The sequence below is a fragment of the Azospirillum endophyticum genome (assembly GCF_016595245.1).
In the GTDB taxonomy this organism is placed as follows: domain Bacteria; phylum Pseudomonadota; class Alphaproteobacteria; order Azospirillales; family Azospirillaceae; genus Azospirillum; species Azospirillum endophyticum.
This window is the reverse complement of sequence record NZ_JAENHM010000023.1, coordinates 146,455-173,054: the sequence shown is the minus strand read 5'-3', so window position 1 is coordinate 173,054 and position 26,600 is coordinate 146,455. Positions and strand designations below refer to the sequence as shown.

The 26,600-nt window shown below is 67.8% G+C and carries 23 protein-coding genes; 7 read left to right on the top strand and 16 right to left on the bottom strand.

Annotation, left to right across the window (positions count from 1 at the left end):
- Positions 1 to 102: 102 nt before the first annotated feature.
- Both JHL17_RS06925 and JHL17_RS06920 read right to left on the bottom strand, forming a co-directional pair.
- A complete protein-coding gene (locus JHL17_RS06925; protein ID WP_200191411.1) occupies positions 103 to 2,628 on the bottom strand; it encodes a cellulase family glycosylhydrolase in 2,526 nt (841 codons plus the stop codon).
- Positions 2,629 to 2,849: 221 nt separating this feature from the next.
- Entirely contained in the window at positions 2,850 to 3,815 is a 966-nt protein-coding gene (locus tag JHL17_RS06920; protein ID WP_345773763.1) for a class I SAM-dependent methyltransferase, read from the bottom strand.
- 346 nt (positions 3,816 to 4,161) lie between these two features.
- Here JHL17_RS06920 and JHL17_RS06915 point away from each other — a divergent pair, with 346 nt between their 5' ends.
- From JHL17_RS06915 to JHL17_RS06900, 4 genes are all read left to right on the top strand, one after another.
- On the top strand, positions 4,162 to 5,328 hold the full coding sequence (locus JHL17_RS06915; RefSeq protein WP_200191407.1) for a muconate/chloromuconate family cycloisomerase: 1,167 nt from the start codon (positions 4,162 to 4,164) through the stop codon (positions 5,326 to 5,328).
- Between the two features lie 45 nt (positions 5,329 to 5,373).
- Positions 5,374 to 5,664: a muconolactone Delta-isomerase gene (catC, locus tag JHL17_RS06910; RefSeq protein ID WP_200191405.1), complete on the top strand. Its 291-nt coding sequence runs from the start codon at positions 5,374 to 5,376 to the stop codon at positions 5,662 to 5,664.
- A gap of 70 nt (positions 5,665 to 5,734) precedes the next feature.
- Positions 5,735 to 6,655, top strand: a complete 921-nt coding sequence (catA, locus tag JHL17_RS06905; RefSeq protein ID WP_200191402.1) for a catechol 1,2-dioxygenase — start codon at positions 5,735 to 5,737, stop codon at positions 6,653 to 6,655.
- Between the two features lie 155 nt (positions 6,656 to 6,810).
- Positions 6,811 to 7,800: an AraC family transcriptional regulator gene (locus JHL17_RS06900; protein ID WP_200191400.1), complete on the top strand. Its 990-nt coding sequence runs from the start codon at positions 6,811 to 6,813 to the stop codon at positions 7,798 to 7,800.
- A gap of 24 nt (positions 7,801 to 7,824) precedes the next feature.
- Here the strand turns inward: JHL17_RS06900 and JHL17_RS06895 are convergent, their stop codons facing one another.
- From JHL17_RS06895 to JHL17_RS06835, 13 genes are all read right to left on the bottom strand, one after another.
- A complete protein-coding gene (locus JHL17_RS06895; protein WP_200191454.1) occupies positions 7,825 to 8,526 on the bottom strand; it encodes an ABC transporter ATP-binding protein in 702 nt (233 codons plus the stop codon).
- Complete coding sequence (locus tag JHL17_RS06890) at positions 8,526 to 9,281, bottom strand: ABC transporter ATP-binding protein (RefSeq protein ID WP_200191398.1); 756 nt, start codon at positions 9,279 to 9,281, stop codon at positions 8,526 to 8,528. The genes JHL17_RS06895 and JHL17_RS06890 overlap by 1 nt, the downstream gene beginning before the upstream one ends.
- Complete coding sequence (locus JHL17_RS06885) at positions 9,274 to 10,251, bottom strand: branched-chain amino acid ABC transporter permease (protein ID WP_200191396.1); 978 nt, start codon at positions 10,249 to 10,251, stop codon at positions 9,274 to 9,276. Before JHL17_RS06885 ends, JHL17_RS06890 begins: the two co-directional genes overlap by 8 nt.
- Positions 10,248 to 11,180, bottom strand: a complete 933-nt coding sequence (locus JHL17_RS06880) for a branched-chain amino acid ABC transporter permease (RefSeq protein ID WP_200191394.1) — start codon at positions 11,178 to 11,180, stop codon at positions 10,248 to 10,250. The genes JHL17_RS06885 and JHL17_RS06880 overlap by 4 nt, the downstream gene beginning before the upstream one ends.
- A 32-nt stretch (positions 11,181 to 11,212) precedes the next feature.
- Entirely contained in the window at positions 11,213 to 12,397 is a 1,185-nt protein-coding gene (locus JHL17_RS06875; RefSeq protein WP_200191392.1) for an ABC transporter substrate-binding protein, read from the bottom strand.
- Between the two features lie 162 nt (positions 12,398 to 12,559).
- Complete coding sequence (locus JHL17_RS06870; RefSeq protein WP_247893370.1) at positions 12,560 to 13,813, bottom strand: NAD(P)/FAD-dependent oxidoreductase; 1,254 nt, start codon at positions 13,811 to 13,813, stop codon at positions 12,560 to 12,562.
- A gap of 22 nt (positions 13,814 to 13,835) precedes the next feature.
- Positions 13,836 to 14,150 (bottom strand): anthranilate 1,2-dioxygenase ferredoxin subunit AndAb, encoded by a 315-nt coding sequence (gene andAb, locus JHL17_RS06865; protein WP_200191388.1) that lies wholly within the window; start codon positions 14,148 to 14,150, stop codon positions 13,836 to 13,838.
- A gap of 20 nt (positions 14,151 to 14,170) precedes the next feature.
- Positions 14,171 to 14,644: an anthranilate 1,2-dioxygenase small subunit AndAd gene (gene andAd / locus JHL17_RS06860; protein ID WP_200191386.1), complete on the bottom strand. Its 474-nt coding sequence runs from the start codon at positions 14,642 to 14,644 to the stop codon at positions 14,171 to 14,173.
- A 5-nt stretch (positions 14,645 to 14,649) separates the two neighbouring features.
- Positions 14,650 to 15,924, bottom strand: coding sequence for an anthranilate 1,2-dioxygenase large subunit AndAc (gene andAc, locus JHL17_RS06855; protein ID WP_200191384.1), 1,275 nt, complete (start codon positions 15,922 to 15,924; stop codon positions 14,650 to 14,652).
- Between the two features lie 253 nt (positions 15,925 to 16,177).
- Complete coding sequence (locus tag JHL17_RS06850; RefSeq protein ID WP_200191382.1) at positions 16,178 to 17,050, bottom strand: LysR family transcriptional regulator; 873 nt, start codon at positions 17,048 to 17,050, stop codon at positions 16,178 to 16,180.
- 91 nt (positions 17,051 to 17,141) lie between these two features.
- Entirely contained in the window at positions 17,142 to 18,422 is a 1,281-nt protein-coding gene (locus JHL17_RS06845) for an endo-1,4-beta-xylanase (RefSeq protein ID WP_200191380.1), read from the bottom strand.
- Between the two features lie 127 nt (positions 18,423 to 18,549).
- The gene (locus tag JHL17_RS06840) at positions 18,550 to 20,892 is read right to left on the bottom strand and encodes a Wzz/FepE/Etk N-terminal domain-containing protein (RefSeq protein ID WP_200191378.1); all 2,343 of its coding nucleotides are present in this window, start codon (positions 20,890 to 20,892) and stop codon (positions 18,550 to 18,552) included.
- A gap of 3 nt (positions 20,893 to 20,895) precedes the next feature.
- A complete protein-coding gene (locus JHL17_RS06835; protein WP_247893363.1) occupies positions 20,896 to 21,720 on the bottom strand; it encodes a WecB/TagA/CpsF family glycosyltransferase in 825 nt (274 codons plus the stop codon).
- A 435-nt stretch (positions 21,721 to 22,155) separates the two neighbouring features.
- Between JHL17_RS06835 and JHL17_RS06830 the strand changes: the two genes are divergently transcribed.
- Positions 22,156 to 24,450: a helicase-related protein gene (locus tag JHL17_RS06830; RefSeq protein ID WP_200191374.1), complete on the top strand. Its 2,295-nt coding sequence runs from the start codon at positions 22,156 to 22,158 to the stop codon at positions 24,448 to 24,450.
- 36 nt (positions 24,451 to 24,486) lie between these two features.
- Here JHL17_RS06830 and gpmA read toward each other — a convergent pair whose 3' ends face one another.
- Positions 24,487 to 25,233, bottom strand: coding sequence for a 2,3-diphosphoglycerate-dependent phosphoglycerate mutase (gpmA, locus tag JHL17_RS06825; protein WP_200191372.1), 747 nt, complete (start codon positions 25,231 to 25,233; stop codon positions 24,487 to 24,489).
- A gap of 279 nt (positions 25,234 to 25,512) precedes the next feature.
- On the opposite strand from gpmA, the gene JHL17_RS06820 reads away from it, so the two are divergent.
- Both JHL17_RS06820 and JHL17_RS06815 read left to right on the top strand, forming a co-directional pair.
- Positions 25,513 to 25,914 carry a cyclic nucleotide-binding domain-containing protein gene (locus JHL17_RS06820; protein WP_200191370.1) on the top strand — a complete coding sequence of 134 codons (402 nt, stop codon included), beginning with the start codon at positions 25,513 to 25,515 and terminating at the stop codon, positions 25,912 to 25,914.
- A gap of 19 nt (positions 25,915 to 25,933) precedes the next feature.
- A complete protein-coding gene (locus tag JHL17_RS06815; protein WP_200191368.1) occupies positions 25,934 to 26,278 on the top strand; it encodes a hypothetical protein in 345 nt (114 codons plus the stop codon).
- The last annotated feature ends 322 nt before the right edge of the window (positions 26,279 to 26,600 follow it).

Sequence of the window (26,600 nt, the reverse complement as noted above, 5' to 3'; positions counted from 1 at the left end):
ACGGAAAGGGGGCCGGCAGCGTGGCTGCCGGCTCCCCTTCGTTCAGGCAATTGCCCGACCGGATGATCCGGCCGGACAAGTCCGTTCCGTCAGACCCAGGTGTCAGGCAGCGTGCGCCAGATGGCTGTCCATCGGGGGCAGCTCATGGTAGGCGATGCTGTACATGTCGGCGCCCGAGAAGTCGTGGCCGAAGGTCGCCGTCGACAGGTCGGCGGCCGTGGCCGTGTCGCTGGCGGTGGTCATCGTGTGGGCCAGCAGGTCGGCCGAGCTGAGCGAAGCGGCGGCCGCCTTGGCGGCGGAGGCGTCGACGATGGTGCCGGTGCCGGTGGCGTCGGCGATGGTCGCGGCGGTCGGGTTGGAGATCTTCAGGCCGAAGGTCTCGTTGCCTTCCGTCACGCTGTCGCTCAGCACCTTGACCGTGACGGTCTTGGTCGTCTCGCCGGCGGCGAAGGTCAGCTTGCCGCTGGTGGCGGTGTAGTCGGAGCCGGCCTTGGCGGTGCCGTCCACCGTGGCGAAGTCCACCGTCACCGCGCTGCTGGAGGCGGCCGACAGCTTGACCGTGAAGGTGGCGTTGGCCGTGTTGGCGGTGGTGGTCGGGGTATCGAACACCGCGCCTTCCATGGCGCCCTTCACGATGGCGGCCTTGGTCGGGTTGATGGTCTTGTAGTCGTCCATCAGCACGCCGCCGACGTCACCCGATTCCGGGGTCCAGGCCCAGAAGGTCCAGCTCATGCCCTTGTCGCCGGCCGCGATGTCGCTCTTGCCGTCCAGGTTCCAGTCGCCGTTCAGGTACTTGGCCATGGTCTTGGCCCAGGTCTGCTCGGCCGAGCTGGTGAACTGGCCGCCCCATTCGCCCAGCATGATCGGCGCGGTGTCGTTCTTGTACAGATAGCCCCACATCTTGTCGTACTGGGCCGGCAGGTTGTTCGGGTAGTTCGGATCGTTCAGCCAGCTGAACTGCCCGACGCTCTGGCCGTAGGCGTGCGGCGAGTAGACGAGCTTGTTGGGGGTGTCGAAGTGGATCGGACGCGACTGCGCGCCGGCCAGCGTGCTGCTCCACTCGGTGCCTTCGACGAACAGCAGCCAATCCTTGTTCACCGTCTGGATGGCATTGCCGATGCGCTCGGCAGCCGAAGCCCAGTCGGTGGCGGCGCTGCCGCCCCAGGTGGCGCTGACGCTCGGCTCGTTGTGCAGGTCGGCGCCGATGACGGTCTCGTTCCCGGCATAATGCTGGGCCAGCATCTTCCAGTTGTTGATCACCGTCGATTCAGGATGCTTGTCGGTGTACCACAGCCCGTGCTCGTTGGTGCCGGCGCCGCCGTCGTTGCGGTGGTGGTCGAGGATCACCTTCATGCCGAGCTTGCCGGCATAATCGATGACCTTGTCATAGACCTGCAGGCGGGTCAGTCCGGCCAGATCGGGGTTCTTCGAGAAGTCGATGCCGTTGGTCACCGCGGTGCTGTCGAACATCTCATCCGACATGGTCATGCGGATGGTGTTGAAGCCGACCGACTTCATCTTTTCCAGGTGACCCTGGTAGCTGTCGGCCCACAGGCCGGCGGGGACGTAGTTGTAGCCCTCGCCGCCGAACCAGTTGACGCCGGTCAGGCGGACGGTGTTGCCGGCCTCGTCGACGATCTGGTTGCCCTGGGTGTGCAGGAAGCCCTGGATGCCGCCGGCGGTCTTGGTGCCGGTCGGCTCGGTGACCGTCACGTCGCTGACCGACAGGCTCGGCTGGGTCGGGGTGCCCGTGCCGGGGTTGCCCGTGCCCGGGTTGGTGGTGCTGCCGGCGAACCAGGACTTGTCGGCCTTGACCTCCATGGTGCCGTTCCACCACATTCCCTGCTGGCCGGCGATGATGTCCTTGCCGTCCAGCGCGCCCTTGTCGATCGACACGATGCTGTCGGTGGGGGCGACGGCATGGCCGCCGATGGTGATCTTGTTGACGTACAGGTTGCGGTCGGCACTGCCGACGACGCCGTCATTGTCGTACTGGATCTGGATCTTGTGGGCGACGTCGGCGCTGACATTGGCGTTGAAGGTGAAGTCCTTCGCCGCGGTGCCGGCGGTGCCTTCGCCGATCATCTTGCCGTCGACCATGACCTTGAAGTGGGCGTTCACGCCGCCGGCCGCATTGCCGTACGCGTTCACGACGATCGGCGTGCCGCCGGTGGTCGGCGTGGTCGGCGTCGTGGGGGTGGTCGGCGTGGTGGGGGTCCCGGCGGCGCCGGCGAACACGTCCTTGGACATGTTGAAGTCGAGCGAGCCGCTCCAGGACAGCATTTCGCGACCGGACAGGGTGCCCTGGCCTTCAGCGGCATAGGAGACCGTCGAGCTGTTGGAAGCGATGGTCTTGCCGTTGACTTCGATCGACTTGACGATCAGGTCGCGGTACATGCTGGACGTGTCGGTGGACAGCCAGTCGTTGTCGTACACGACCTGGACCTTGTGCGCGGCGTCGGGCGCCACCTTGGTGGTGAAGCTGTAACGACCCGCGCTGGTGGAATTGACCGTGGTCTGGCCGACGGAGACGCCGTCGACGAGGAACTTGAAGTGCGGCCAGACTCCTCCGGCAGACACACCCGAGGCATTGACGACGAAGGTCATATCGACGGGGCTGGTTGCCATTGGAAGTATCCTCTTTTCCGTGTTTTCGCTGGAACCCAATCTGGCCGGAAAAGGTTAATGAGGTATTTCAAATTTTAGCGAAATGCGGCTCTAATGCCACTACCACTTGTGAAAAGAAAGAGACACGAAAAACCCCTTTGTCGATGCATTGCAGCAACAAAGGGGTCCGGAATGTCGATAACTATCTGAAATAGCGTATATTTTACGCGATTATGCTGGGGTCATTCGGGCTTGTGGGCAACCACGAAGACCTCCGGCCGGAACATATAGAGCTGACCAACCCTTCCGAGCTTGCGATTAAGGGTTAATGGAAGCCGTCCCAAAAATGCCTCCACCAGCTTTGCATAGCCAAGATAGGCGCGGCTGGCGAAATGCAGGTTCATCCTGCGGCGCACTGCCATTGGTACTATGTACACCGCTTCGACGCGGTCGAAACCGGCTTGGCGCAGCATGTCCGCCGTCTCGCCCCAGCCATATTCGCGCAGATGCATGCAGACCGGCTCATTCAGGCCGAACACCTCCGACAGGTCGGCCGGGCCGGCAAACTTGTGCGGCATGCTCAAGACGTATTTGCCGCCCGGCTTCAGGATGGTGCAGACGTTCGTCATGTGGGTGACGACATCGTCCGGATGCATGTGCTCCACCACATGGGTGGAGATCACGCTGTCGTAGCGGTCGGCCGGCTCGAACTGCGCCAGATGGACACCGTCGCTGTTCTTCCAGGTGACGTTGGAATCCTGCTCGATCCAATTGGCGCCACGCTCGCGCGTCACTTCCGTGGCCACACAGCGATAGCCGTGCCGGGCGAGGTAACGCAGCAGGCGCGCCTTGCCCGACCCGACTTCATAGACATCCTGCGGACCGCCCAGAAGGGTCAGGAAGTGGCGGAAATCGAGGTCGTCGTTGCGGGTGTGGGCGTCGTCCTCCGCTTCGTTCAGCCAGGGGCAGCTGGTGTAGAGCGTGGTATAGGCCGCCTCGAAGGCGTCCCAGCGCTCTTCAGGCTTGGTTTCAAGCAACTCGCGGGCAAGCCGCCGCTCCAAGGCCCAGTGGCGCTGCACCATTTCGGCGGTCAGCGGATAGGACGGTGAGAGGTGGAACTTCCGCCGGTAGCGCTCGACGAGGGCAACGCCACCCGCGTGGTCGGCGGGCAGGTGATCAAGCGGCAATGTGTCGGCTGTGTTCTGCACGATCGACCTCTCCTTCGGGGGTGCCGGACGCATTCCGGGACTCTAACCGGGAGCGCAAGCGGATGCGCGCACGCGAAGGGGAGGGCTGCCGGAACGATGGGAGGGAGTAGGCGCTCTTGGACGGGCTAACCCTTCGGTCGATCCCGACCATCGGGTTGATCGACGGTGTAGACGGTTGGGCGTGAATCCTCGACGGGGAGGCGACAGTCTCTTCAATCATTGGATGCATACCTTTCAGGTATGGAAACATGATTCAATCGGTTTTGGACGCTGAACATTGCTTCGAACGATAGTCAGTGCCGCAAAGCGCTTAAGCCGCATAGACGCATTGATCGGGGATGTTCGCGTGACGAAAATCGAGCAGATCGAAACCTTCATTCTGGATCTGCCGACCATCCGGCAGCATGTCCTGGCGATGGCGACGATGCGGACGCAATCGGTGGTCATCGTCCGCGTCACCGCCTCCGACGGCGTCGTCGGCTGGGGCGAAGGGGCGACCATCGGCGGACTGAGCTACGGCGAGGAATCGGTCGAGGGGATGGCGCTGGCCATCGACACCTACATGACGCCGCTGCTGGTCGGGCAGGACGCCGACCGGGTCGGCGCGGCCATGGCGCGGGTCGGCGCCTTCGTCCAGGGCAACAACACGGCCAAATGCGCGGTCGAAACCGCGCTCCAGGACGCGGCGGCCCGGCGGCTCGGCGTGCCGCTGGCCCGTCTGTTCGGCGGCCGGGTGCGCGACCGGCTGCCCTGCGCCTGGACGCTGGCGAGCGGGCAATCCGATCTCGACATCGCCGAGGCCGAACGGCTTCTCGACGCCCGCCGCCACGACATCTTCAAGCTGAAGATCGGCAAGCGCGCGCTGGCCGACGACATCGCCCACATCGCCGCGATCAAGCGGGCGTTGGGCGACCGCGCCAGCGTCCGGGTCGACGTCAACCAGGCCTGGAGCGTCACCGACGCCCGGCGCGGGCTGGCGGCGCTGGCCGACGCCGGGGCCGATCTCGTCGAGCAGCCGGTGGCCCGCCAGCATCTGCCGGCGCTCGCCCGCCTGACCCAGGATTTTCCCATCGCCGTGATGGCCGACGAGATCCTGCGCGGCGCCGAGGACGCCTTCCGCGTCGCTGCCGCCGCCGGGGCCGACGTCTTCTCGGTCAAGCTCGCCCAATCCGGCGGCGTCGGTCCGGCGGCCAAGGTCGCCGCCATCGCCGAGGCGGCCGGGATCGGCCTCTATGGCGGCACCATGATCGAGACCGGGTTGGGCACCGCCGCCGCCGCCCAGCTGTTCGCCACGCTGCCGCGGCTGGACTGGGGAACCGAGCTGTTCGGCCCCCTGCTGTTCATCGACGATGTCCTCGCCACGCCGCTGCGCTACGAGGAGTTCGCCCTGGTCGTGCCGGACGGGCCGGGCATCGGCGTCGACATCGACCCCGACCGGCTGGACGCCCTGCGCCGCGACCGCCCGCGCAGCCATCACACGACCCGAGCCATCCCCCCAGCGGCCATCACCTGAGCGGCCATCCCCCCAGCGGCCATTTCCCAAGCCGGAGAGTGACCCATGCTGTTCCATGTGACGATGACCGTGCGCCTGCCCGCCGACATGCCGGCGGACGCCGCGGCCGATCTGAAGGCGCGCGAGAAGGCCATCGCCGCCGACCTGCAGCGCGGCGGCAAATGGCGCCACCTGTGGCGCGTCGCCGGCGCCTACGCCAACGTCAGCATCTTCGACGTCGCCGACAATGCCGAGCTGCACGACATCCTGACCGGCCTGCCGCTGTTCCCCTACATGGACATCGCGGTGTCGCCGCTGTGCCGCCACCCGTCCTCGGTCCGCGACGGCGACGCCTGACGCCCAGTCTTCAAAAGTCGGCCCCCCCAGCCCCCACGCAATCAACGAACAAGTCCATAGGGAGAACCCCATGCAGGCCAAGGACATCGACGCGCTGCTGGCGCGCTTCACCCAGGTCACGCCGGGCAAGACGTCCAACCCGCGCGTCAAGGCGATCGTCGACCGCATCGTCCGCGATCTCTTCCACACCATGAACGAGTTCGAGGTCACCCCGGACGAGTTCTGGACGGCCTGCAACTATCTGACCGAGCTGGGCAGGAACCAGGAGGCCGGGCTGCTGGCTCCCGGCCTGGGCTTCGAGCATTTCCTCGACCTGCTGGTGGAGGAGCGTGAAAACGCCTCCGGCCTGAACGAACACGGCACCCCGCGCACCATCGAAGGTCCGCTCTATGTGGCCGGCGCCCCGGTGCACCAGGGCAGTGCCCGCGTCGACGACGGGCTGGACGGCGAGGCGGAGCCGCTCTTCATGTCGGGCGTCGTGCGCGATGCCTCGGGCAAGCCGATCCCCAACGCGGTGGTCGAGGTCTGGCACGCCAATTCCAAGGGCAACTATTCGATCTTCGACAGCGCGCAGACGCCCTTCAACAACCGCGGCACCATCCGGACCGGCGCCGACGGCCGCTATTCCTTCCAGTCGATTATGCCGTCGGGCTATGCCTGCCCGCCGGGCAGCAGCACGCTGCAACTGCTGGACCTGCTGGGCCGCCACGGCGCGCGTCCCGCGCACATCCACTTCTTCGTCAGCGCCCCCGGCTACCGCAAGCTGACGACGCAGATCAACATCAAGGGCGATCCCCTGATCGACGACGATTTCGCCTTCGCCACCCGCGACGGTCTGGTGCCCGATATCCGCCGCATCGACGATCCGGCGGCGATGGAAGCCCGCGGCGTGACGTGTCCCTTCGCCGAGATCGGCTTCGACTTCCGTCTGGTCGAGGCCCGCGACGGCCTGCCGGCCGACGTGGTGGAGCGCGCGCGCGTCTCCGCCTGAGCGGTTCCGGTGCAGCGCGCCGGGTCAAGGAATACCCCCGCCAGCCTTGGCGGGGGCGTTCCCGTTTCGGCGGCCGGCGTCCGGCGTCCGGTACAAGATTTGCTTAGAGTCCGTATCGTTGCGAGGATTGTCCACAGCCAGGAGGATGCGCCGCCATGGACATGACTGCCGCCTTGTTTTCCTCGAATGGGCCGTCCCTCGACGCCTCGGCGCTTCGGCTGTGCCGCATCTTCGAGACGCCGGATCTCGACGACGCCCGCGAGCGGATTTCCAAGGTGATGCAGCCGCACAGCCTGATGGCCTGCGGACGGTCGAACGGCCAGCCCTCGCACATGGATTTCATGGCGATGAAGGGCATGGGGATCGGGACGATCAAGTTCGGTCAGGCGTCCATCGCCGTCCCGCCGCTGGACGACTATTATCTCGCCATCCTCTGCGTCAGCGGCGGCGCCGAAATCCGCATCGAGCGCGACACCTTCACCGTGGACCGTTTTAACGGCGTGCTCTGTTCGCCGGGAAGCCCAATCGCTGGGCAGTTTTCGCCCGATTGCGAGCAGCTTGTGCTCAAGATTGCGCGCACGCGGCTGGCGGCCTTCAACGGGCCACGTCCGGTGCGGCTGGCGGCAAGGCTGGATCTGCGCAGCCCCCGGCTGACGCCGCTGCTGGTGGCGCTGGGCGGCGTGATCGGCGACCCGGCCACCGTGCGGCTGATCCGCGACGACGCGCTGGTCGCCGCGGAGTATGAGCAGCTTTTCCTGCGGCTTCTGCTGGCCGGCCAGGACTGCGTCGAGACGGACGACCGGCCGCAGGGTCCGCGGCCGGTGTCCGTCCATCGCGCCATCGCCTATCTGCGGGAGAATTCCGCCGCCGCAATCACGCTGGCCGACATCGCCCAGGCGGCCGGCGTCCCGGAGCGTACGCTGCACGACGCCTTCAAGCGGTTCGAGGGCGTCAGCCCGCTGCGCTATCTGCGCAACCTGCGCCTCGACGATGTCCATGCCCGGCTGCGCGGCGGCGGCGAGGACGCCAGCGTGACCGTCCTCGCGCTGAATGCCGGCTTCACCCATCTGAGCCGTTTCGCCCAGGACTACGCCGAGCGCTTCGGCGAGCGCCCGTCCGACACCCTCCGCCGCGGAGGCGCCTGACGGCGGACGCTCTCCCCCGACGCCTCAGATGTGCAGGTAGGTTTCCTGGATCTCCGTCGCCCGGCCCAGCTCCGCGCTGGTGCCGCTCCACACCGTGCGGCCCTTCTCGATCACCGCGCAGGCGTCGGCGAGGCGCAGCACCGCCGACAGGTTCTTGTCGACCAGCAGGATGGACTGGCCCTCGCGCTTCAGCGTCTCCAGCACCGCCCAGATCTCGGCGCGGATCACCGGGGCCAGCCCTTCGGTCGCTTCGTCCAGGATCAGCAGGCGCGGGTTGGTCATCAGCGCCCGGCCGATCGCCAGCATCTGCTGCTCGCCGCCCGACAGGCGGTTTCCCAGGTTGCGGCGGCGTTCGCGCAAGCGGGGGAACAGCTTCCACACCGCCTCCAGCGTCCAGCGCGCCGGCCCCTCTCCACGGGCGGCGGCGGTGGCGACGAGGTTTTCCTCCACGGTCAGGGTCGGGAAGATCTGGCGGCCTTCCGGGACCAGCCCCACCCCCAGCCGCGCCACCCGGTGCGGCGGCATCCGGTCGATGCCCCGGCCGTTGAAGTTGACGCCGCCGCCCCAGCGCGGGATCAGCCCCATCACGGCGGAGATGGTCGTGGTCTTGCCCATGCCGTTGCGCCCCATCAGGGCCAGCACCTGCCCGGCCTCGATGGAGAGCGACACGTCGAACAGCACCTGGCTCTGGCCGTAGCCCGCCGTGAGATTGTCGATCTTCAGCATCACGCCAGCGCGTCCTCTCCAAGATAGGCGGTGCGGACCTCCGGATGGTCGCGGATCTCGTCCACCGTCCCGGTGACGATGACGCGGCCATAGACCAGGACGGAGATGCGGTCGGCCAGGGCGAACACCGCCTGCATGTCATGCTCGACCAGCAGGATGCCGTAGCGGCTGCGCAGTTCGCGCAGGATGCCGATCAGCCGCTCGGTCTCCTCCGGCCCGGCGCCCGCCAGCGGCTCGTCGAGCAGCAGCAGGCGGGGGTTCATCGCGATGGCGATGGCGAGTTCGAGCTGGCGCTTCTCGCCATGCGACAGGGCGGCGGCGCCGCGGTCGGCGACCCGGCCCAGCCCGACGGTGTCGAGCGCCGCCCGCGCCTCTTCGTTCAGCGCCTTCTCGTTCGCGACCGGGCGCAGGAAGCGGAAGGAGGAGCCGCTGCGCGCCTGCACTGCCAGCGCGACGTTCTCCAGCGCGGTGAAGCCCGGCACGATGCTGGTGATCTGGAAGCTGCGGGCCAGCCCCAGCCGGGCGCGGCGCTCGAACGGCAGGGCGGTCACGTCCTGGCCGGCGAAGCGGATGGTGCCGCGGTCCGGGCGCAGCGTGCCGCTGATCTGGTGGATCAGCGTGGTCTTGCCCGCCCCGTTCGGGCCGATGATTGCATGGATCTCCCCCGGCAGGACGGTCAGCGACACGTCGGAGGTCACGGTCAGCGCACCGAAATTCTTGCTCAGGCCGCGCAGTTCCAGCAACGGATCAGGCATCGGCGTTCCTCCGCTTGGGCGAGGCGAACCGGATGGCGGCGCGCAGGCGCAGCGGCGCGCCGACCAGCCCGTCCGGCAGGAACAGCACCGACAGCACCAGCAGCGGCCCGAACACCAGCCGCCAGTACACCATCAGGTGCGACAGCGATTCCTCCAGCAGCACGATGGCCAGCGCCCCCAGGATCGCGCCGCCGATCTGGCCGACGCCGCCGAGGATGACCATGAACAGCAGCTCCCCCGACCGGGTCCAGGACAGCAGGGCGGGCGACACGAACTCCGTCGCATTCGCCAGCAGGGCGCCGGCCAGCCCGCCGACCGCCCCCGCCATCACATAGGCGACCAGACGGTAGGGATAGGGCTGGAACCCCACCGCCAGCGCCCGCTGCGGATTCTCCCGCGCCGCCCGCAGCACCCGGCCGAACCGGCTGCCCAGCAACAGGTTGCCGCCCACCCACACCAGGGCCAGCAGGCCCAGGCACAGGAAATGGAAGGTCAGGCGGTTGTCCAGGATCCGGGTCCCCAGCCATTCGGTGCGGGCGTAGAGCGTATAGCCGTCGTCGCCGCCCAGGCTGGAGAAGGAGGAGGTGGTGAAGAAGGCCATCTGCCCGAAAGCCAGCGTGATCATGATGAAATGCACGCCGCTGGTGCGCAGCGACACCGCTCCCGTCACGAGCGCATAGGCCGCCGCCGCAGCGATGGCGGCGGGGAAGACGATCAGCCCCTCGCTGACCCCGGCGGCGTCGAAGGCGACCACCGTATAGGCGCCGATCCCCATCGTCGCGGCATGGCCCAGGCTGACCAGCCCGGCGCCGCCGACCAGAAGCGAGAGGCTGACCGCCGCCATGCCGAGGATCATCGCGCGGGCCAGCAGGCTGAGCGCGAAGCCGTCGCCGAAACCGAGGAAGGGGGCCGCCGCCAGCGCCAGCAGCGTGGCCAGGGCAAGCGCGTGTTTGCGGAACGGTGCGGTCATGCCGCGCGTCCTCCCGGGAAAAGCCCGGCCGGGCGGAAGAACAGGATGGCGGCCATGACGATGTAGACCAGCATGGAGGCCAGCGCCGCCCCGGTCTGCCGGGCCGACGACGGGTCGAGAACCAGCCGCAGCAGGTCGGGCAGCATCGCCCGCCCCACACTGTCGAGCAGCCCGACCAGCAATGCTGCGATGAAGGCGCCGCGGATGGAGCCGACGCCGCCGATGACGATGACCACGAAGCAGAGGATCAGCACGGTGTCGCCCATGCCCGGCGCCACCGGGAAGATCGGGCTGGCCAGCGCCCCGGCGAAGCCCGCCAGCATGGCGCCGAAGGCGAAGACGACGGTAAACAGCCGGCGGATGTCCACCCCCAGCGCCGACACCATGGCGGGATGGGTCGCCCCCGCCCGCACCAGCATGCCGGCCCGCGTCCGCTCCACCAGGAACCACAGCAGCAGCGGCACGACGATGCCGACGCCGATGATGACCAGCCGGTAGGTCGGGTAGATCAGTCCGGCCACGATCTCCACCCCGCCCATCGGACCGCCGGTCAGCCCCGACGGCTCCAGCACGGTCTGCGGGGCGCTGCCCCACAGCGCCCGCGTCGCCTCCTCCACCGTCAGGATCACCCCGAAGGTGGCGAGCACCTGGCTCAGATGGTCGCGGCGGTAGAGATGGCGGAACACCAGCCATTCCAGCGCCAGCCCGACCAGCAGCGCCACCGGCATCGCCAGCAGCGCCCCCAGCCAGAAGCTGCCGGTCCACACCCCCAGCGTGGCGGCGACATAGGCCCCCAGCATGTATTGGACGCCATGGGCCAGATTGATCAGGTCCATGACGCCGAACACCAGACTGAGTCCGGCCGCCACCAGGAACAACAGCACCCCGAATTGCAGGCCGTTCAGGGCCTGCACCAGAAGCATGGACATCGCGAAAGCCCCCCGTCAGCCCGTCCCGCCCGTCACCCCATCTTGCAGGAGGTGGCGTAGCCGTCGGCGTCGGCGCTCAGCACCTTGCGCAGGGTTTCCGTCTGGAACTTGCCATCGGCGCGCTTGGCGACCTTGCACAGCCAGAAATCCTGGATCGGGAAATGGTTGGCCCCCAGCCGCAGCGCGCCGCGCACCGACGGGAAGTCGCCGGCCTCCAGCGCCGTGCGCAGCGCCGCCTTGTCGGCGACGTCGCCCTTGGTCCGGCGGATCGCCGCGTCCAGCATGTGGGCGGCGTCATAGGCGTGGGCGGCGAAATTCGACGGGACATAGCCGTAGGCGGCCTCGAACTCCTGCACGAAGCGGCGGCTCTGCGGGTTGTCGAAATTGGGCGCCCAGGTCGCGGCGGTGTAGAAGTCGAGCGCCGCCTCGCCCTGGGCCGGCAGGGTCGATTCGTCGACGGTGAAGGTGGACAGGAAGGGGATGTTGGCCAGCCCGGCCTGCCGGTACTGCCGCACCAGATTGACGCCGAGCGCACCCGGCATGAAGGTGAAGATGGCGTCCGGCTTGGCGGCGGCGATCTTGGTGACCTCGGTCGAGAAGTCGAGCTGGCTCAGCGGCACATAGATTTCGTCGACCACCTCGCCCTTGTAGCGGCTGCGGAAGCCGGCCACCGCGTCCTTGCCGGCCTGATAGTTCGGCACCAGGATGAAGACGCGCTTGTAGCCCAGATCCTGGGCCGCCTGCCCCATCGTCGCGTGCGGTTGGTCGTTCTGGTAGGCGCTGCTGAACAGGAAGGGGCTGCATCCCTTGCCGGCGAGGGTGGAGGGGCCGGCGTTGGCGGTTATCAGGAAGGTGTTGCTCTCCGTCACCGGGCGGACAATGGCCTGCAGCATGTTGCTGAACACGACGCCGACCACGAAATCGACCTTGTCGCGCTCCAGCGCGGCGCGGACCTTGGACACCGCCACGTCGGGCTTCAGCTCGTCGTCGATCACCAGCGTCTCGACCGCCCGGCCGCCGAGCTGGTTGTCGAGGCGCTTTACCCCCGCCAGCCAGCCGTCGCGCAGATGCGTGCCCAGCGCCGCCCCCGGACCCGACAGCGTGCCGACGAAGGCCACCTTCACCGCCTGGGTCTGCGCCCGCGCGAAGGTGAAGCCGCCGGTGGCGGCGAGGGTTGCCGTTGCGGCGGTCGTGGTGAGAAAGCTGCGACGGTTCATTGGTGAATTTCCCTGTTCTTGATGTGTTGCAAGCATACCCTCGCAGTCCGGCTTTTGGCATCCGTGTCTCTGCGGTGCACCGGTTGTCCGTGGCGGGGGTCGAACTGTCCAGATCCGAAATTCGGTTCCTTGAAACCGGGGCCGGACGTCTGGAGAAACGCGTCAGTCCATTCCAACGTTCGGGCGGCTGGGCAGCCGCTGGACCGGCGTGGCGCTGTCCGTCCAGGCGTCCGGCAGCGGCGCGCGGCCGTCCTCCAGCAGCTTGCGCAGCACCCGCAGGTCGCGGGCGGCGTTGACCGCCACCGCGCCGGCGACGATGCCTGTGTCGTCCAGCATCAGCCAGCAGCCGCTGCCGGCCTCCGGCGTGCCGCGGGCGACCGCGCGGGTGCCGAGGCCCGGCAGCCCCAGCATCTGCACGGTCACGCCATACTGGTCGGACCAGAACCACGGGATGTCGGCATAGACCGCGGTCCCGCCCGTCGCCGCCTTGGCGGCGATGATGGCCTGGTTCTGGGCGTTGGCCCAGGATTCCAGCCGCAGCGACGCCCCGGCGAAGGCGTTGGGATGGCGGGCGACGTCGCCGGCGGCGAAAATCCGCGGGTCGGAGGTCCGCCCCTGGGCATCGACGAGGATGCCGTCGTCCAGCGCCAGACCCATCGCCGCCGCCAGCCCGACCTCCGGTTCGATGCCGATGCCGAGCAGCAGATGGTCGGCCTCCAGCCTGCCGCCGCCGGCCAGGGTGACGGCGATGCCGTCGGCCGTGCCGGTGACGCCGGCAACGCCGGTCCCGGTCAGCACGCGCACGCCGTTGGCTTCATGCAGGGCGTGCAGCCAGCCGGAGACCACCGGCGGCATGGTGCGGGCGCACAGCCGGGGGGCCGCCTCCACCACCGTCACCGCGACCCCGAGGGCACGGGCGGTCGCCGCCACCTCCAGCCCGATCCAGCCGCCGCCCAGCACCAGCAGATGCTTCGCTCCGCCCAGCGCGCCGCGCAGCCGTTCGGACTCCGTCAGCGTGCGCAGGGTGTGGACCCGCTCCGCCGGCACGGTGTCCAGGCCGGGCAACCGCCGCGCCCGCCCGCCGGTCGCCAGGAACAGCGTGTCGTAGGCGACGCTTCGGCCGCCGGCGGTGGTGACGACCCGCGCCACCCGGTCCACCGCCGTCACGCGCTGGCCGAGCCAGCATTCGATGCCGGCCTCCCCGGCCTGCGCCGCGCCCAGCAGCGTGATCGCCTCGACGCTGCCGGTCCCGCGCAGGAACTCCTTCGACAGGGCCGGCCGCTCATAGGGCCAGTGCGGCTCCTCGCCGATCAGTACCAGCCGCCCGGCGAAGCCCTCGGCCCGCAGGGTACGGGCGATCCAGGCGGCGGCCTGACCGCCGCCGACCACCACATAGGTCGCTTCGCTTTCCGGCATCGCGGTCAAGGGCACCTCCTCCTCAGCGGTTGAGGGCGATCTCGATCCGGTCGCCGACCACCCGCACGGGATAGCTGCGCACCGGCTCGGTGATCGGGGCGGAGCAGGGGGCGCCGCTGCGGATGTCGACCAGCCCCTGGTGCAGCGGGCATTCGACACAGCCGTTTTCGACGAAGCCGTCGGACAGCCGGGCCGCCCCGTGGGAGCAGAGGTCGTGCAGGGCGAAGAAGGCGCCCTCCTGCCGGAACAGGGCGACCGGCACGCCGGCGATGCTGAGCCCCATCACCTCGTCGTCGCTGAGCGCGTCGGCGGCGGCGGCATCGTGCCATTCGGTCATGGTCGGTTTTCCCTCCGCTGTCAGATCGGGTAGGCCAGCAGGGTCTGCACCCGGCTGGTGTCGTAGATGCAGCGCTTGGCCTTGAAGCGCAGCCCGTCGGCGGTTCGCACGACATGGTCGAGGTAGCGCCCGGCCTGGAAGACCGTCGATTCCCCGGCCGCCGAGGTGTTGATCACCACATAGCTGGTCTGGCAGAGATAGCCGTCCGCCCCGTCGCTCTTCCATTCCAGGCCGGACAGGCAATGGCGGTAGATCGGCTGTTCGAAGATGTTGGCGTTGCGCATCGCCACCACGCGGTCGCGCAGCATGCGGGCGTTGTCGCAATGCATGATCGGCGCCGGCAGCCCCAGATCCTCGTTCTCCTTCGAGAGGATCTGGTACAGGCAATCCTCGGTGAACAGCGTCGGCCATTCCTCCATCCGGTCGTTGTCGATGATGGAGACGTAGCGGTCCTGGAGCGCGCTCAACTCCAGGCGGATCATCAGGTCGTTCATGCCGGTCACTCCGCCGCGACGCTGGGCGTCTCGAAGCCCATCAGGGTCTGATAGCCGACCCAGAAGCGGCGGATCAGGTTCTCGGTGATCAGGGTGTTCTGCTCGTCCGGAGCGCCGCGCGCCATTTCGATGACCGAGGTCTTGTCGCCGTCGCGCACCGTGCCGCGCTGCACCAGCTCGGTCGCCTCGGTGTCCTCCATCGAGATATAGCCGGCCGGGCCGACCAGATTGGCCTGCTTGATGCGCAGCGCCCGCAGCTCCGGCGTGTCGTCCTCATAGCCGAAGAAGTGGAAGACCAGCTCGAAATGGTCCGGCCCCTTGGGCAGAAGCTGGCGGGCGACCAGCGTGTTGTGGATCTGCTGGATCACCAGCTGCGGGAAGATCGGCTGGATGTGGTTGGTGGTGATCTCGTCGAATTCCGGCTCCAGCGCCAGGAGCGACTCGTCCTCCAGATGGAAGCCCTCGTCGTAGGAGCGGATCTTCTGCGCCTTGTAGTCGGCCGAGTTCACGTCCTCTTCGCTCTTCGACACATAGATGATGCTGTGCAGCCCGTGGGTGGCGTCGGGGATGCAACGCGCCTTCATGCCGACGCGGAAGATGTTGAAGGTGGTGTGGAACAGGTGCAGCAGGCTGGCGTGGTAGGGGTCCTTGACGTTCTCGAAATACAGCTTCCAATTGCTGTCCGAATATTGCCGGGTACAGCCGAGATAGACCACCGGTTTGGCGAAGATGCGGTCGACGAAGGGGCGCATCTCCGGCCCGATGTAATCGGCCAGCGGGCCGACCGTGTCGCTGAAGGTGGCGAAGACCAGCCCGCGATAGCTCTCGACCCGGAGTTGATGCAGGTTGTGCTTGGCCGGATCGAAATCCTTCGGCATTCCGGTGGCGCCCTTCTGGCCGCGCCGGAAGGGAACACCCTGCAGGTTGCCCGCCGCGCCGAAGCTCCACTGGTGATAGACGCAGCTGTGCGACAGCGCGTTGCCGCGGGCCTTGCGGCAGACCATGGCACCGCGGTGGGCACAGCGGTTGACCCAGGCGGCCAGCGTCCCGTCCTCGGTCCGCGTCATCACCACCGGCGTGCCGCCGACGAAGGTGCTCTTGTAGTCGCCGGGCTTGGGGATTTCCGCTTCGAGACCCAGGAAGTTCCAGGTCGGGCCGCGATAGATGCGCTCCTGTTCCCGCGCATAGATCTCTTCGGAACTGAACACCGTGTAGGGCACACGGGACCCGTCGGGATTTGGGAATACGGCAAGCCGGCTGTCGGCGCTTGATCCAGTCATCGGGCTTTTCCTTTGGCCATGGGGTCAACCGACCCTCCAGACCGGAAAAGCTTGGCAGATGACCGGCAGGCCGCTCTATCCGCTCAGCGCATGCGGGTTCCGCCACTATCCGGAAAACGCAACAATCGGAAGATCAAAATCCACATTCGTTTTGGCGTTATAGGCGGTGCCAAAATAAAGCGCAGAGTATGCTTCGGATTTGACCAAGTCGCCGCGATGCGGAGCCGTTACCTTGCAGAAACGGCATTTGGTTTCACTCCGTCACCATGGCGAGAAGGGCGGCCGTCGCCTCGTTGTCGTCGCCGGCCCGCGTGCTGACGATGATCGGCGAGGTGATCCCCGCTTCGACGATCGGCCGGTAGATCAGGTCGCCGCGGGACCCGGAGGCGGAGTCCGGCACCAGACACAGCCCGACGCCGCAGGCGACCAGCCCCAGCGCGGTCTGGAGTTCCCCCGCCTCCACCACGGCGTTGGGCAGCAGGCCGCGGTCGCGGAACAGCGCCAGCACCTGATCGGCATAGCTCGGCCGCGGCTTGCGGGGATAAACCAGCAGCGTTTCCCCGACCAATGCTGCCAGCGGCACCGGCCCGCCCTCGGCCGCCAACGGGGAGTCGCCGGAAACCGCCACCACCAGCGGTTCGTCGCGCAAGACCCGCTGGATGATGCCGGGTTCCTGGAAGGACAGCCGGCCGAAGCCGATGGCGATGCGGTGGTCGCGCAGAGCCGGCAGTTGTTCCAGCGTCGTCATTTCGATCAGCCGGACGTCGAGGTCGGGGCGCGACGCCCGGAAGCGGCGCAGCACGCCGGGAAGCGATCCGTAGAGGATCGAGCCGACCAGCCCGATGGGATAGGCGGTGCGGCGCGAGCCGCCCAGCGCCCGCAGGCTCCAGTGGATGTCGTCGACCCGGTCCAGCACCTGGATGGCGTGCTCGTAGAGCAGGCGCCCGGCCTCGGTCAGTTCGAGCGGGCGCGATCCTCGCACCAGAAGCTCCGTCCCCAGCTCCTCTTCGAGCTGGCGGATCTGCCGGCTGAGCGGGGGCTGCGCGATGTGCAGCCGCTCCGCCGCGCGGGTGAAGCTGCGTTCCGCCGCGACCATCTGGAAATAGCGCAGGTGCCGCAGTTCCATGTCACCGAAGTCCCGTCGCCGGTCAGGGGAAAGCCGTCTTGCCGCTCTTGATGCCCGACCGGAGATGGGATGGCAACTCCGCGCCTGTCCCTCAGCCCGACCGCACCTTGCCGGTGCGGGCCTTCTCCCGCAGCGTGTCGACCACCGCGGTGTAGAGCGGCAGCGGCCGGGAGTTCTCGTCGTAGGGGGAGGGGTGGGGGCGCAGGTCCGGATGCTCCCGCGCGATGAAATTCAGGTCGGAGCGCAGGTGCCACCAGCACAGCTCCTCCACCCGCGCGTTGTCCAGCATGTCGGCCAGATACTGGCGGGCCAGCTGGGCCATCGCCCGGTCCTTCTCCGCCCGCGACCAGGAGCGGGGCAGGCGGGTCTCGTCGACGTCCATCTCCGTCAGATGGACCGACAGGCCCAGCTTGTCGACCGCGCGCAGGAATTTGCGCATGCCGGCACTGTCATAGGGTTTGCCGCCGATCAGATGGCTCTGCAGCCCGAGGCCGTGAATCGGCACGCCGCGCTTCACCGCTCCGGTCAGCCAGTCGAGCAGATAGGCGCGCTTGCGCTGCTGCCAGCCCTCGTCGATCTCGATGCCGAATTCATTCAGCACCAGCTTTGCCTTGGGGAAGGACTTGTGCACATGGTGGAAGAAGGGGTCGAGCCACTCCGGCCCCTTCTCCGCGCCGCCTGCCGCCACCCACCACATGCCGCGGCGGAAGCCGTAGCGGTCCTGCTCCTGCGGGTGGCTCCCCACCGTTTCCCAGAAGAAGACCTCGTTGGCGACGTCGATGCGATAGAAGATGTCGCCGTAGCGCTGCCGGACCGCCTCCACCACGCCGGTGAAGCGCGGCCAGACATTGTCGCTGCCCAACGTGCCCTCGGGCGAGAAATAGGCGCTTTCGGAAATGCCCAGCTCCGCCTGCCGCTCTGCCGGGAGCTTCATGTAGGGCGGCATGCCCATATGCTGCCAGATGATGGTGTGCCAGTTCGGCGTCGCGCCGATGCGGCGTGCCAGGTCCACCGCCGCATCGAAACGGCGCCAGTCGAAATTCCCTTCAGTGTGCTGGAAGACCCCCCATTTGCCGCCGTTCTCCGGGGTGACGACGTCGCATTCGCGGGCCATCAGCCGGTCGAGCATGGGATCTTCGGGCTCAATGTAATGGTCGCGGGCCGCACCGTGGCGGATGCCGACGGCACGGCAGGCGTCGCGCAGCGTCACCGCCGGCTCGGCCCCATCCGCTGGCGTGGCGGCGGCCTCCGCCGATGTCGGGCCGGTGGCGCCGCGGCAGCTTGCCAGCACCGCGCCGGCGGCGGCGGTCCACAGCAGGTCGCGCCGGGTGGGGCGCCATTTGGGGAAACCGGGTTTCGGACTCTCGATCATGAGGAGGGGCTCTCTTCCTGTCGCGGGTGCCGGTCATGGAGAGACCCCTCCCTCCGGATGCCGCAGCATCCGGAGGGAAAGGGTCCCGGGTCGAAGGAGCTTCAGGTCACCCTACCTGCCGGGCCGCTTACGGCGCGGTCCGCAGGCTGGTGTCGCCGTAATACTTCCGGGTGGCCATGTAGCTGTTGTAGGGACCCTGGTAACCGCGCGAGGCCGCCTTCTTCAGGTTCACGTCGGTCATCACCGCGACGAACTTGGAGTGGTCGATCGGACCCAGGTCGGCGACCGCCTGCAGGTCGCTGGCGGTGGTGTGACCCCAGCGGCTGACGAACAGCACCTTGGAGGCGGCACCGCAGACGATGCGGGCATCGGACACGGCCAGCGCCGGGGCGGTGTCGAACACCACCAGGTCGAAGTGCGGCGACAGGCCGGCCATCAGGTGGATCAGGCCGTCGACGTTGAAGCGGTCAAGCGTCTCCGGCATCAGGCGGCCGGCGGGGATCATCGCATAGGGCGCGTCCTCGCTGGTGTGGACGATCTCATCCAGGGTGGCGGTGCCGGAAACCCAGTCCGACAGGCCCTTCTTGGCCGACAGGTTGAACAGGCCGTCGATGCGCGAGCGGCGGAAGTCGGTGTCGACCACCACCACGCGGCGGCCGGCCTGGGCCGCGACCTGGGCGACGGCGAGGCTCATCGAGGTCTTGCCGTCCTGCGGGCGGGCCGAGGTGACGGCGATGGAGCCGACCGGACCCAGATCCGACAGGTGGTTGCGGAACAGGGCGCGCATCGATTCCGAGAACAGCGAGAACGGATGGTTCTGGAAGATCTGGTCGAGGCGGCCGCGGGTGCCGCGGGTCGAGTGGTGCGGGACGATGTGGACCGTGCCGACGCCCAGGATGCGGCGGACGGCTTCCGGGGTGCGGATGCGGCGCTGGAACAGCTCGATGCCGAAGACGATGAAGACGGCGACGGCGATCGAGGCAACGAAGCCGGCCAGCAGCATCAGGACACGGAACGGACCCGACGGCTCATGCGGGACCTGCGGCGCCGAGACCAGCTTGACGGCGGTCGGGAAGGCGCGGTTGTCCTGCTGGGCCTGCACCTCTTCCAGACGGCCGAGCAGGCTGTCCAGCAGCTGGCGCTTGGCCTGGGCCTCGGCCTCCAGCGTGCGCAGCGGCACCGCTTCCTCGGTCATCGTCTGATAGCCGGATTCCAGCTTGGCGATCATCCCCTTGAGGGCGTTTTCCTGCTCGATGGCGACGTTGGCCGCCTCGCGGACGCCGCCGATCTCATGGCGGACTTCCTGCTGAAGCGAGGAGTTCGCTTCGTTCAGGCGGGCCTGGAGTTCCTGGATGCGCGGGTGCTTCGGACCATACTGGCGCGACAGCTGGGCCAGCTCGGTGGAGATCGAGGCGACGGTGGCGCGCAGCTGGGCCACGACCGGCGAGGCGAGGCTGCCGCCGTTGCCGGCGCTGCGTTCCAGAGTCTGGGCCTGGGCGACGGCGCGGGCGCGGTTGGCGGAGGCTTCGGCCAGGCGCAGGCGGGCCTGCTCCAGCTCGGTGGTGGCCATCAGGCCGTTGGCGCCGTTCTTGACCAGACCGGCCTTGAAGCGGACGGCGTCGACCTTGGTGTCGGCGGCGGCGACTTCCTTGCGCAGGGTGGCGATGCGGTCTTCCAGCCAGGCGACGGCGCTGGTGGACAGGTCGCGGTCCATCTGCTGGCGGGTTTCCATGTAGCGGCGGACGACGGTGTCGACCACCTTCTGGGCGATCTCGGGGTCGCCGGCGGTGTAGCGGACCTGGATGACGCGCGACCGGCCGACGACGCCGACCTCGAGGTTGCGGCGAACCCGGTCGAGCACGCCGTCGATGCTGTCGGCGGCGCGGGTCTCGCGCAGGTGGGTGTCCTTGGTCATGTTGTCGCCATGGGCCAGCACGGCCTGGACGACGCCCGGCAGTTCCGGACCGAAGACGGCATGGGCCTGCTCGCGGGTCCAGGCGGTGGCGCGCTCGACGAAGGGCTTGGTCTCGTCGGCCTGGACCGGCGGGTTGTACTCCTGGTTCGTCGCCAGCTTCAGGTCGGTGACGGCCTGGGACAGCACGGCGGTGGATTTCAGGATCTCGATCTCGCTGAGGATCGCGCCGTCTTCCGGCGTGATCGAGTTCAGCGCCTGGTCCTCGGCGCGGACGACGCGGACCTGCCGGTTGTCGACCAGCAGAAGGGCTTCGGAGGTGTACTTGTCCTTCATCAGTGAGACGGCGAAGGCCGACAGGGCGGTCAGCGCCAGCACGATGAGGATGATCAGCGTCTTGTGCGCCGCCAGCACCCGCAGGATGAAGCGGAAGTCGGGACCCATTGCCGGAGCGGGGCCGTCGAACTCGCGCGGCACATGGTGGCCGACCTGGGTGGGCCACGCCGGAGCCGGCGGGCCGCCATGGCCTCCGTTATTGATCTGGGGAAGATTTTCCACGTCTCAAAGCTCCTTCTGGATGGGCGACCGCCGGATCGCTGACGGGGGGATCCGGGTGGCTGCGGGCGCTGCGGCGCCCGTTTCGCGGGTGCGGAGGGATGCGGCACGACGAAGGCGAAGGGTGCTCCAGGCGAAGCCAAAGGCACCGATGCAATAGCGGCGGAACAGGCGGCGGGGCTCCTGCGCCAGACGGAACGCCCATTCCAGGCCGGAGCGCTGGACGGCTTCCGGGGCGCGCTTGAAGCGGCCCGCCAGGAAATCGACGATGGCGCCGCCGTTGACGATCAGCACCGGATGGTCGAGCGCGCGCTTCAGTTCCGCCGCGACCTGCTCCTGCTTGGGCATGCCCATGGCGAGCAGGATCACGTCGGGGCGGTTGGTCCGCGCGTGGGCGATGTAATGCTCCGTCGGGTGGAAGCCGTGCTGAAGGTCGGCGTAGCGGTGCGGCGTGATCGTCTCCAGCACGACGCGAGCCCGGTCCAGCCACGGGGTGGCGGTGCCGTAGATCGCGACCTTGCGGGGGCTGAGCGACTTCAGGAGCAGGGGGATGAAGTCGGTGCCGTTCATGTTCAGGCCGGCCGGCATTCCCAGCACCGGCATCACCGCCTGCAACCCGATCCCGTCGCGCAGCAGCACGTCCGAGGCGCCGAAGGCGGTCAGTGCCGCGTCCGAATCCATGCAGACGTTCAGCCCATGCGCGTTCAGGAAGGACAGCACCGTCGGACGGTCGACCGCGCCAAGCCGTTCGATCAGGGCCCGGCGCTCGCCGTCGTTCGAAATGCACCGCATGCGCTCGATCAGTTCCAGGACCTCACGAGGGTTCGGCATGCGCATCTCCCAAAAAATTAATCGAAACAGAACGTTGACCGTTTATCGACCGATCTTGCGGCCGATCCGGCGTGGCCTGTCCGCCGGGCGGCTGCGGCTAACCCGTTGGGGTCGGACCACCAAACCTGCGTGGCTCTATGTGGCGGGTCCTCCCCCCTTTTCGCACGGGCGAGATCGGCGAAACGGCGACGGATTCGAATTAGCCCGGGCTTGCTCCGATCGGGGGATTCGGCTTGCCGAATCGACCGGTCAGACCCATAAAGTGAGACCCCGGCCATAAAGAGAGATCCTGGCGCTCTATGGCTGTTGTCTGGGGGGCTGTCCTCCGGGCGCAGGGCGTATCCGCCTTGCCGGACTGGCCTTCCGGCCGATATGCCCGGCCGAAGCGCTCGCATCACGCTTGCATCGCCGGGGCAATCTCAAGAAAAGACGATCATGACCGACGACACTTCCGACACCGCCCACTCCGGCCGCACCCCCGGCACTGCCGATGAATTCGACCGCCGCGCCGCCCTGCGCGCGGTGGCCGCCGTGGTGCGCGGCGACGGGATCGAGGTGGATGCCGACAGCACCCCGGCGCGCTGGTCGGTCGCGGTCAACCACGTCGTCCAGGTCCCCGGCACCGACCGGAAGCAGAAGCTGCGTTTCAAGGTGGCGCTCGGTCCGCTGCCGGACATCGAGGCCGACCTGTGGGGCCTGCTGACCACCGACGAGGGGTTCGGGCGACCTCAGGCCAAGGCGCTGGGCAAGCGAGTCAAGGGGGCCTGCCTGTCCTCCCCCGCCATCGCCAAGGCCAAGGACCGCGTCGACGGCTGGTTCGCCTCGATGGCGCAGCGCGCGGCGGGCTTCGGCGACTCCTGGCGGCCGAAGGGCTTCGCGGACGAATTGGGCCGCGTCGTCGGCTTCGGCGGCCGTATCCCGCGCCTGCAGACCCTGCTCGATGCGATGGAGGAGGCGTTCTCCACCGCCGCCGCCCGGGCCGGCCTGAAGGTACGGCGGGAGCGGCTGGAGGACGCGTCCGGCATGGGCGTCTATCTGGACAGCTTCGCCACCGCCCGCGCGATGATCCGCAAGCTGCGGCTGTTCGTCGGTCCGACCAATTCGGGTAAGACCCATGCCGCCATGGACCGGCTGGCGGAGGTGGAGAGCGGCTGCTATCTCGCTCCCCTGCGTCTGCTGGCGCTGGAAGGGCAGGAGGCGCTGGAGACGCGCGGCCGCCCGTGCAGCCTCGTCACCGGAGAGGAGCGCGACGTGCGGCCGGGGGCCGCCTTCACCTCCTCCACCATCGAGATGGTGAACACCTCCAAGGTGTGGGGTGCCTGCGTCATCGACGAGATCCAGATGATCGGCGATCCCGACCGCGGCTGGGCCTGGACCCAGGCGGTTGCCGGCGTCGCCGCTCCGGAAATCCTGATGACCGGCTCCGCCGACGCCATTCCCTACGTCAAGCGTCTGGCCGACGCGATGGGGGAAGAGCTGGAGGTCGTCGAGTTCACCCGCAAGTCGCCGTTGCGCGTCCAGGAGGAGCGGGTGAAGCTCGAGGAGGTGAAGTCCGGCGACGCGCTGATCGCCTTCTCGCGCAAGGACGTCATGGCCCTGCGCCACGACCTGCTCGGCCGCAACCACAATGTCGCGGTGATCTACGGCGCCCTGTCGCCGGAAGTCCGCCGGGCCGAGGCCCGCCGTTTCCGCGAGGGCACCGCCGATGTGCTGGTGGCGACCGACGCCATCGGCATGGGGTTGAACCTGCCGGTCGCCCGCGTCGTGCTGTCCACCACCCGCAAATATGACGGGCGGGAGGAGCGCGAGCTGAACGCGTCGGAGATCCGCCAGATCGGCGGCCGTGCCGGCCGCTTCGGCCTGCGTGAGGAAGGCCGCGTCGCCGTGCTGGAGGGCGAGAGCATCAATCCGGTGCGGCGGGCGTTGACCTCGCCGCCGGTGCCGCCGGAAGACCCGCGCTCCTGGATCTCGCCCAACCTCAGCCATGTCGAGGCCATCGCGCGGGAACTGGACACCGACAGCCTCGCCAAGGTGCTGCGGACCGCCGGGCAGGAGCTTCTGCGCGCCAACCAGACCTTCCGCATGACCGACCTGGAGCAGCGCATCCAGGCCGCGGCGGCGGTGGACCGCGCCAAGCTGCCGCTGGCGCAACGCGACATGCTGGCGCGCTGCCCGATCGACACCCGCGACCAGAACAACTTGCGCCTTCTCGGCGGCTGGGCTGTCAACCAGGGCAGGGGCATCCCCAACGCCGCCCCCGATGCCGCCGAGCGCTTCCGCCACAGCGTCGGCACCGACGTGGAGTTGGAGAAGGCCGAACGCGCGGTGAAGGAACTGACCGCCTATGCCTGGCTGGCCTACCGCTTCCCCGACGCCTATCCCGAGATGGATTTGTGCCAGGAGCGCCGGGCGCACCTCAACGCCTTCATCGAACGGACGCTGGCCGAACGCTCGCTCGCCCGCGCCTGTCCGGTCTGCGGCGCGCGGCTGAAGGCCAACCACCGCTTCCGGGTCTGCGACAATTGCTATGGCAGCCGCGTCGAGGAACGCCGAGGCGGCCGTCGTGGCGGGCCGGAACGCGGCAATGGCGAGAAGGCGGGCGGCCACCCGCACCATTTCCATCACCCGGCGGGGAAGGACGGCGGCCGTGGTGACGCCGCTCGTAGTGACGCCGGTCGGGGGGGACCTCGCACCGGCCGTGGACCGAAGCGGCGCAGCCCCACTCCTTGAGGGACGAAAGCCCCTTTCCCCGTTCGGGAAAGGGGCTCAGGCCGCCGCGCTGCCGTCCCGATTCGGCCAGCTGATCTCGTCGACCGTGCCGTTTTCGCCCAGGAAATAGCGGCGAAGCGGCGTCAGGTCGGCCCCCAGCTCATAGACCAGCGGGCGGCTGGTGGGGATCTCGAACAGCGGGATGTCCTGGTCGGCGACATCATCCAGATGCTTGACCAGCCCACGCAGGCTGTTGCCGTGGGCCGAGACCAGCACCCGCCCTCCCAGCCGCAGCGCTGGGGCGATCTCGTCCCGCCAGAACGGGACGACGCGGGCGGTGGTGTCCTTCAGGCTTTCGCCGCGCGGGAGATTGGCCTTGGCGATGCCGGCATAGCGACGATCGGTGACGGCGGATCGCGGGTCGTCGGGCTCGACCGGCGGCGGCGGAACATCCCAGCTGCGCCGCCATTGAAACACTTGCTCGGTCCCATGGCGCTCCGCCGTCTCCGCCTTGTTCAATCCCTGCAGCGCACCGTAATGCCGCTCGTTCAGGCGCCAGTGCTTGTGCACCGGCAGCCAAAGACGGTCCATGTCGCGCAGGACGAGGTGTAAGGTTTCGATCGCCCGGCTCAGCACCGACGTGAAGGCGATGTCAACGTCGATGCCGGCTGCCTTGAGAAGTTCGGCCGCCTGATGGGTCTCGGCGATGCCGCGGTCGGTCAGGCCGACATCTGTCCATCCGGTGAAGCGGTCTTCCGCGTTCCACACGCTCTGGCCATGGCGCAGCAGGATCAGTCGGTGCATGGCGGGTCTCCTTCCGAATCCGCCCCATCTTCTCCGGGCGTCTCCATCATGAAACATACCCCCGATCCGCCGGGTTCCCGCGGCAAATCGGCGCATCTTTGGATGGAGCGGGGTGGCGGAACGCCCAATGCGGTTTCATTCCGGTTTCATGATTGCTTCCTGAGACACCAATTATGTCAGTCGCGAAATGGTAACGACATACTCGGACAATAATCGTTCGGTACGGTCAGGCCATTCGAAAACGCCGGGCTCGCCGGCCACAGCGGATGGGAAGCGACGATGACGGAACCGAACACGGGCACGCACACTTCATCCGGCATCGCGGGCCTGCGGGGCGCATCGCCGAACCCTTCCGATTATCGCTCCAGCAACCTGCCAACCTTGCGTACCGAGGCCACGATGCTGCATCATCATGACGTCATCTCCAGAGCCGTCTCGACCGACCGCGAGATCACTCTGGAGGCGCTTCGTGTGTTCACTTATCTGAGCCGGCGGCTCCATTTCGATCGCTCCGTTCCGGTGCTCCAGTCCGAACTGGCTGACGCGCTGGGCATGCAGCGGCCCAATGTGAACCGGGCCATCAAGCTGCTGGAAACCAAGCAGATCCTTCTGCGGGAATCCAAACTGGGGCGCGCGATCACGTTCCGGCTCAATCCGGGACTGGAGGGCGGCCGGGCCTGAGTGTTTGGTCAGGGATGGAATGATCGTCGAGACTCGTGAACTGTTCTTCACCAATTCCGCCCTGAAGAAAGCCCTCGCCTGGTATCAGAAGGCTCCCAACCAGACGGATCTGCCTCTGGGCGTCGTCACCATGGTGACGCCCACGCCGGAAGGCGGTCTGTCGGTTCAAATCCAGCAGAGCGGCGCCTCCAGATCGCGGGAGGTTCTGTTCACGCCCAGCAAGACGCTGGCGCTGCTTCTGCTGTTCTGCCGCCGCCAGAAAGTACCGATCCCCCGCGACGCCGGCAAGGAGATCGAAGCGGCCGACGACGGCCTGATCCTGATCGTGCGCGGTGAAACGCCGACCACGGCGCCGCCTCCCTGATCGCTCCTCCGGATCGTATCGGCCGGCCTGACAATGTTCCGTTCGACGCCCGACCGCCGCGCAGCCTGCGCGTGCGGGCTTTTTGCATTCGTCTATGGCCTTGGCCGCCGCAACTCCGAATTGGGAGGAAATATCAAAGGTGGCGAATGAAGTGATGATTTCGCGCTTGAATTCGTGTTCCTGCTGAGGCTGCGCTCACCCGATGGGCAGGTCTATTATGATGATAGTCATAGTCGCCAAGACCGGTCGCGCTACATTTCTTCGTGTGATATTGTTCCTCTGGCTAATTGAGCTAAGCTATAGTTCCAAACGATCCACCGGA

What these genes read in the sequence shown, in the direction of transcription:
- JHL17_RS06925 (WP_200191411.1), bottom strand. Translation starts at nt 2,628, where the DNA reads ATGGCAACCAGCCCCGTCGATATGACCTTCGTCGTCAATGCCTCGGGT.
- catC (WP_200191405.1), top strand. Translation starts at nt 5,374, where the DNA reads ATGCTGTTCCATGTGACGATGACCGTGCGCCTGCCCGCCGACATGCCG.
- catA (WP_200191402.1), top strand. Translation starts at nt 5,735, where the DNA reads ATGCAGGCCAAGGACATCGACGCGCTGCTGGCGCGCTTCACCCAGGTC.
- JHL17_RS06900 (WP_200191400.1), top strand. Translation starts at nt 6,811, where the DNA reads ATGGACATGACTGCCGCCTTGTTTTCCTCGAATGGGCCGTCCCTCGAC.
- JHL17_RS06895 (WP_200191454.1), bottom strand. Translation starts at nt 8,526, where the DNA reads ATGCTGAAGATCGACAATCTCACGGCGGGCTACGGCCAGAGCCAGGTG.
- JHL17_RS06890 (WP_200191398.1), bottom strand. Translation starts at nt 9,281, where the DNA reads ATGCCTGATCCGTTGCTGGAACTGCGCGGCCTGAGCAAGAATTTCGGT.
- JHL17_RS06885 (WP_200191396.1), bottom strand. Translation starts at nt 10,251, where the DNA reads ATGACCGCACCGTTCCGCAAACACGCGCTTGCCCTGGCCACGCTGCTG.
- JHL17_RS06880 (WP_200191394.1), bottom strand. Translation starts at nt 11,180, where the DNA reads ATGTCCATGCTTCTGGTGCAGGCCCTGAACGGCCTGCAATTCGGGGTG.
- JHL17_RS06875 (WP_200191392.1), bottom strand. Translation starts at nt 12,397, where the DNA reads ATGAACCGTCGCAGCTTTCTCACCACGACCGCCGCAACGGCAACCCTC.
- JHL17_RS06870 (WP_247893370.1), bottom strand. Translation starts at nt 13,813, where the DNA reads ATGCCGGAAAGCGAAGCGACCTATGTGGTGGTCGGCGGCGGTCAGGCC.
- andAb (WP_200191388.1), bottom strand. Translation starts at nt 14,150, where the DNA reads ATGACCGAATGGCACGATGCCGCCGCCGCCGACGCGCTCAGCGACGAC.
- andAd (WP_200191386.1), bottom strand. Translation starts at nt 14,644, where the DNA reads ATGAACGACCTGATGATCCGCCTGGAGTTGAGCGCGCTCCAGGACCGC.
- andAc (WP_200191384.1), bottom strand. Translation starts at nt 15,924, where the DNA reads ATGACTGGATCAAGCGCCGACAGCCGGCTTGCCGTATTCCCAAATCCC.
- JHL17_RS06850 (WP_200191382.1), bottom strand. Translation starts at nt 17,050, where the DNA reads ATGGAACTGCGGCACCTGCGCTATTTCCAGATGGTCGCGGCGGAACGC.
- JHL17_RS06845 (WP_200191380.1), bottom strand. Translation starts at nt 18,422, where the DNA reads ATGATCGAGAGTCCGAAACCCGGTTTCCCCAAATGGCGCCCCACCCGG.
- JHL17_RS06835 (WP_247893363.1), bottom strand. Translation starts at nt 21,720, where the DNA reads ATGCCGAACCCTCGTGAGGTCCTGGAACTGATCGAGCGCATGCGGTGC.
- JHL17_RS06830 (WP_200191374.1), top strand. Translation starts at nt 22,156, where the DNA reads ATGACCGACGACACTTCCGACACCGCCCACTCCGGCCGCACCCCCGGC.
- gpmA (WP_200191372.1), bottom strand. Translation starts at nt 25,233, where the DNA reads ATGCACCGACTGATCCTGCTGCGCCATGGCCAGAGCGTGTGGAACGCG.
- JHL17_RS06820 (WP_200191370.1), top strand. Translation starts at nt 25,513, where the DNA reads ATGACGGAACCGAACACGGGCACGCACACTTCATCCGGCATCGCGGGC.
- JHL17_RS06815 (WP_200191368.1), top strand. Translation starts at nt 25,934, where the DNA reads ATGATCGTCGAGACTCGTGAACTGTTCTTCACCAATTCCGCCCTGAAG.